The sequence below is a fragment of the Sulfuricurvum sp. RIFOXYD12_FULL_44_77 genome, assembly GCF_001830725.1.
GTDB lineage: Bacteria > Campylobacterota > Campylobacteria > Campylobacterales > Sulfurimonadaceae > Sulfuricurvum > Sulfuricurvum kujiense_A.
In genome coordinates this window covers 1-6,013 of sequence record NZ_MIBU01000032.1, presented here as the reverse complement: position 1 = coordinate 6,013, position 6,013 = coordinate 1, and the positions used below count along the sequence as shown (strand labels likewise).

General features: G+C 46.8%; 5 protein-coding genes. 3 read left to right on the top strand and 2 right to left on the bottom strand.

Annotated elements, in window-relative coordinates:
- Positions 1-1,874 (bottom strand): molecular chaperone DnaK (gene dnaK, locus A2517_RS01635; protein ID WP_294893627.1); only part of this gene is annotated, 1,874 nt, incomplete at its 3' end.
- Positions 1,875-1,995: 121 nt separating this feature from the next.
- Positions 1,996-2,535 carry a nucleotide exchange factor GrpE gene (locus A2517_RS01630; protein WP_294893626.1) on the bottom strand — a complete coding sequence of 180 codons (540 nt, stop codon included), beginning with the start codon at positions 2,533-2,535 and terminating at the stop codon, positions 1,996-1,998.
- A 165-nt stretch (positions 2,536-2,700) separates the two neighbouring features.
- On the opposite strand from A2517_RS01630, the gene A2517_RS01625 reads away from it, so the two are divergent.
- The 3 genes from A2517_RS01625 to A2517_RS01615 form a co-directional block, all read left to right on the top strand.
- Positions 2,701-4,104: a DASS family sodium-coupled anion symporter gene (locus A2517_RS01625; RefSeq protein ID WP_294893625.1), complete on the top strand. Its 1,404-nt coding sequence runs from the start codon at positions 2,701-2,703 to the stop codon at positions 4,102-4,104.
- Positions 4,101-5,348, top strand: a complete 1,248-nt coding sequence (locus A2517_RS01620) for a hypothetical protein (RefSeq protein WP_294893624.1) — start codon at positions 4,101-4,103, stop codon at positions 5,346-5,348. Before A2517_RS01625 ends, A2517_RS01620 begins: the two co-directional genes overlap by 4 nt.
- Positions 5,349-5,395: 47 nt before the next feature.
- Positions 5,396-6,013 (top strand): SagB/ThcOx family dehydrogenase (locus A2517_RS01615; RefSeq protein WP_294893623.1); only part of this gene is annotated, 618 nt, incomplete at its 3' end.

The following is a 6,013-nucleotide window of genomic DNA, read 5'->3' as shown; positions in this document are numbered from 1 at the left end:
TCGATTTCAGCGTCGATGACGTCGTCATCTTTTTTCGCGTTTGATGAAGCGGCTTCACCGCCTTCATTTTGTTTGTACATTTGCTCTGCCATTTTGTGACTCGCATCTGCCAATTTTTTGGTAGCCGCTTCGATCTCTTCTTTCGAAGCATCGGTATTTTTCAACACCGCTTTCAATTCTTCGAGAGCTGACTCGATTGCCGCTTTCTCAGATGGATCAATTTTCTCTTCCATCTCTTTGAGAGATTTTTCGGTTTGGCTTGCCAACGCATCTGCCTGATTACGCAAATCAACAATTTCTCTGCGTTTAGCATCTTCGGCTTTGTGGCTTTCAGCGTCTTGAACCATTTTGTTGATCTCTTCTTCGCTGAGTCCAGAGCTTCCAGAAATCGTGATTGACTGAGATTTACCTGTCCCTTTATCGGTCGAGCTAACGGTTAGGATACCGTTGGCGTCGATGTCAAACGTTACCTCAATTTGAGGTACACCGCGTGGCGCGGCAGGGATACCGGTAAGCTCGAACAATCCGAGAGATTTGTTGTCGCGGGCAAACTCACGCTCACCTTGACCTACAGAAATGCTAACCGCTGGTTGATTATCTTCTGCAGTCGAGAACACTTGCGATTTTTTAACCGGAATAGTGGTCCCTTTTTCGATGATTTTTGTCATTACGCCACCGAGAGTTTCGATCCCGAGTGACAATGGGGTAACGTCAAGGAGAAGTACGTCTTTAACGTCTCCGCGAAGAACTCCACCTTGGATAGCGGCACCTGCTGCTACGACCTCATCCGGATTTACCCCTTTGTTAAGAGTTTTTCCGCCGAATTCATCGGATACCATTTTTTGTGCGATTGGAAGACGTGTTGATCCACCGACCATGATAACTTCGTTGATTTCCTTGTTGCTAAGGCCTGCATCTTTCATCGCAGTTTTGATATGGCTGATCGTCTCTTTAACGAGAGTATCGATCATCCCCTCGAATTTAGCACGGGTCAATTTCACAACTAAGTGCTTAGGCCCTGATGCGTCTGCGGTGATAAACGGAAGATTGATCTCTGTTTCTTCTGCTGAAGAGAGCTCTTTTTTCGCATTTTCAGCCGCGTCTTTGAGACGTTGAAGCGCCATTTTATCCGCTTTGAGATCGATACCGTGATCGGATTTGAACTCGCTTGCGAGGAAGTCTACGATTTTATTATCGAAGTCATCCCCACCGAGGAACGCATTACCGTCAGTTGAGAGAACCTCGAAAGTCCCCTCAGAGATTTCAAGAACCGTAACGTCGAACGTTCCGCCCCCTAGATCGTAAACGAGAACTTTTTCATCCCCTTTTGAATCCAAACCATAAGCAAGTGCAGACGCAGTAGGCTCGTTGATGATACGAAGGACGTTAAGACCTGCAATCGTTCCCGCCTCTTTGGTCGCTTTACGCTGTGCATCATTGAAGTACGCAGGAACGGTAATAACCGCATCGCTGACCGCTTGCCCGAGGTAGCTCTCTGCATCCGCTTTCAATTTAGAGAGGATTTTAGCCGAGATCTCTTGTGGCGTGTAGATTTTACCCGCAACATCAACCGCAGCCATACCGTTTTTATCCACGATTTTATAGGTAACTTTGTCGTGCGCCTCTTTTGCTTTCTCTTCGTTCATCATAAGACCCATGATACGTTTGACCGAGTAGATCGTTTTATCCGGATTTGTGATCGCCTGACGTTTTGCAGGATCACCGACGAGGATTTCCCCTTTATCGGTAAATGCTACTACGGAAGGAGTCGTGTTTTTTCCCTCTTTGTTCGGGATAATTTTTGCTTCGCCGCCTTCATAGACTGCAACACATGAGTTTGTTGTTCCTAAGTCGATACCAATAACTTTTGACATTTTGTTTCCTTTATTTTAAATTCGTTTTTATTTTTGACGCCGATGCCGGAAGCATCGGTGTGCTTTAGTGCCTTAGCGGCAAGCGTAGACTATCGGGACTTTGTTCCGATGGTCGTTCAAATCAATTGGCTATTACGACCATTGCATCGCGCAATGTTCGCTCTTTATATCGAAACCCTTTTTGGAAAGTGTTTACGATAGCTCCGCTTTCATGCTCATCACTATCCACACGCTGTACGGCGTTATGAATATCGGGGTTGAAAGGTTCACTCTCATCGACAGGAGTTACCCCGTGTTTTTCGAGAACGCTTAAAAGCTGTTTCATCGTGAGTTCAACACCCTCTTTGAGCTTTTCAAGCAAAACATTTGCATCTGCTTCGATAGCCGTTGCACCGATTGCCATTGAGAGCGAATCGACCACGGGGATCAAATCTTTTGCAAATTTTTCGTTCGCGTACTCTAGCGCTTGATATTTCTCACGCTCAAGACGTTTTTTGATATTGTCGAAATCGGCATGTACGCGAGCGTACTTGTCTTTCAACGACGCTAATTCAGCCGTAATAGTTTCTAATTCATTCATGCTCTCAGCAACAACTTCTTCACCCTCGTTGAGGGTAACGTGTTCTTCGCTGATTTGCTCTTCATTGACTGTATTTGACATGATTTCTAAAGACTCCTTTTTTGAAATCCAGCGTTATTATAGTACATTGAGTCAACTGTTGTCAAGTGGTATATGATAGTTTTTATGCAGAATAGTTGAGTCTACTCATATCAAGTATATATACCGACCTAAAATGCTATAATAAGCCTAAAAAAGGGAGGGACAATGTTACTAAGAGTCAAACAGCTCTATCCTCTAGTATTACTTGGGATTTTTGCACTAACTCTCTGGTTTGTACCCCCGCCGCTCGCCATTACACCAACAGCATGGCAACTTTTTACGATTTTCCTGACAACTATTATAGCTATTTTAGGTAACGTACTGCCAATCATCGCTGCATCGGTCATTGCCCTTGCCGTCAGTGTCTTATTCGGAGTCATTGAACCTTCAAAAGCCTATGCCGGATTTTCGGAAAGTTTTATCCTTATGATTATTGCGGCTTTTTTAGTCTCCCATGCCGTTCATAAATCGGGGCTTGGGAAACGGCTCTCTTTACATATCATCCGCCGTTTCGGCCACTCTACCCTGGGTCTTGGCTACAGCCTCATCGCAACCGATATTATTATCGCCCCTGCGTTTCCGAGCAATACCGCCCGAAGCGGTGTCCTTTATCCGATTGTTTACGGTCTGGCACACGACTGCGATTCAAAAGTAGGTGATAATACCCAACGGCGAGCGGGAAGTTATCTGATGATGACTTCGATGGCGGGACTTACAATCTCTTCAGGGCTTTGGCTCACCGCAATGGCAGTTAATCCCGTCGGCGTCGGTATTGCCGAGAAGATGGGAATCCATATCACGTTCGGAAGCTGGCTTTTATACGCGATTGTTCCGACACTGATCGCGTTTGCCCTCATCCCGTGGATGCTCTATCGTATCTACCCCCCGGAAATGAAAGAGACCCCCGATGCCCCTCAAAAAGCCGCAGTCGCGTTGGAACATATGGGGCGCATCAGCCGTAACGAGTGGATCACCGCCGGCGTCTTTGTCTCGATGTTGACCCTTTGGGCCCTCTCAGGGATATTTCCTATCGATAAAGCGGCGGTTGCCTTCGGAGGATTAGGAATTTTAATGGCGACGAGAGTATTCGGAGTCGATGATTTCAGAAGTCAAGGAGAAGCTCTCAGCACCCTCATTTGGTTTGCTATCCTCTTTGCGTTAAGTACACAGCTTGCTGAAATGGGATTTATGGGAGCGGTTGCCAACCATTTTACCCTCTATCTGGTCGGACTCTCATGGATGTTGGTTTATATCCTTCTAATTGCCGTTTATGTCTTGATTCACTATCTCTTTGTTTCCCAAAGTGCCCATCTTTTGGCGCTATTCGGTATCTTTTTAGCCGTCGGTGTTGGAGCGGGGGTTCCGGGAGAATTGATGGCAATGATGCTGCTGTTTGCCACCAACTTTAACGCCACGATCACCCCGCAGGGCTCTTCATGTAACGCGATCTATCTCAGCTCCGGCTATATCAGTGCTCGGGAAATCTATATCTACGGCGGGGCGGTAACACTCCTCACTTTTCTCATTTTTATCCTTATCGGTACGCCGTGGATACTGGCACTCACATGAAACGTATTCGCAACTTTCACCACACCATGCCAGGGAGAGTGCTCCTCTTTATTCTCGGGTTGATTGTCCTCCTCGCGTTGCTCCTCTTCACTCCGGTTGGAAATCGCATTATGAACCCTATCGTCGAGAAATCACTCACCTCAGCACTCTCAACGCCTATTCAAGTTCAAGAGTTTTCCCTCACCTATAACCGTTTTCAGCTCCTTATCCAAGATGACTTTGGCAATACTCTCTCTACCCAAGGGGGATTTTCGCTGCTGACGCTCCGAATGTATGCCCATTACCGAATAGAGTGTTTTCAGAAGAGCGGATTTAACCCTATTGCTCAGCCGTTTAAAACAGAAGGCTCCCTCAGCGGCGGTATTGCTTCTTTCACGATACACGGTACCGGAAATATCTTCGGAGGCAATCTTCTCTACCAAACAGAACTCCACCGCTTTCATCTCGCCTCTCTCCATCTCAAAATGGAGGAGATCGGCTATCAAAAGCTTCTCCATCTGCTTGGCTACCCCTCCAAAACGGACACTTTGCTCAGCGGTGAAATTACTTTAAGAGGGTTCGATCAGCGTGATATAGAGGGAGAAATTTTCCTCAATACCAAAACCGAGCACTTTACACCGACACCGATTGTGGAAGATAGCAACGAATCGTTCACTCTTAAATCGTTATTGGCAGATCCTAACGGGCAGGTCAGACCTTTTCATATAAAAGTGAGTCTCGATGCTTCGTTAGAGCACGCCGGAGTTTTAGAGCAGTTTGTCGGTGTCCCCTTAGCCGGAGGATTAACATTGAAAGGGAGAATCGAAGGGGATGAAAAGCTCTTACGTCTGCGTGCCTCTAGCGATGTTGCCCGGAGTGATACTTCACTCACGATTCTTATCCCCGATTTGGAACCCTCTTCCATCACTTTTGATCTTAAAGGGGGCGATGCCGAACAAACCTTTGGACTGTTTGCTACCCCCTCGCCTATACAAGGAGAAATCTCTGCCTATGCGGAACTCAATGCCAGCAGCGGACACATCAACATTGCTATACTCAATGGGGTAACGATCCCTACTGCACTAAAGCAACACTATCAGATCACACAGCCTCTCATTCATTTTGATGCGGATGTCAATGCCGATATAACACAACAAGGGGTTCATTACCAAGCCTCATTCACCTCTGATTTAAGCCGTATGGAGATCGATACTACGACAACGCATGATCAAATGCTTCGAGAACTTTTAAAGACTCTGCGCTAATCCGATCACAAAGGGGAAATTTACCTCTTCTGATCAACAATCCCTTTATGAAAAATATTGCTTCCGTTCTCGAATACCACGATCGTACCAAACATCGCCCTTTCAAATACGCGGCAAGTTTAGGCTATATGGAGTGGGCAACTCAACCTGATCCTTTTCGGCGTTACGAGGGTGCAACTCTCATCCCTCTCACTCACTCTGAGCTAACACCCCCGTATCACCTTCTTTTTCAAAAAGATCCCTTGCCCACTGCACCGCTGTGTTATGAATCACTTTCACAACTCCTTCGCTATTCACTGGGACTGGCCGCAATTAAAAGTCATGGCGGCTCCTCGTGGGCACTACGCTGCAATGCCAGTAGCGGGAATCTCCATCCAACCGAGTGTTATATTATTGTACCCTCTATGGAAGGGATTAGTGATCACGCCACCCTCTCCCACTATGCGCCCCGAGAACATGCGCTGGAGCTGCTCCATACCTACGATTCATCTTTAGAAGAGGGGACGTTTCTCATAGCCCTCAGCTCTGTTGTCTGGAGAGAAGCGTGGAAATACGGAGAGCGATGCTGGCGCTACTGCCAACTGGATGCGGGACACGCCTATCAAGCGATCAACATTGCCGCCTCAATGCTCGGATGGAAATGTGAATTACTCAGTGTCGATTCG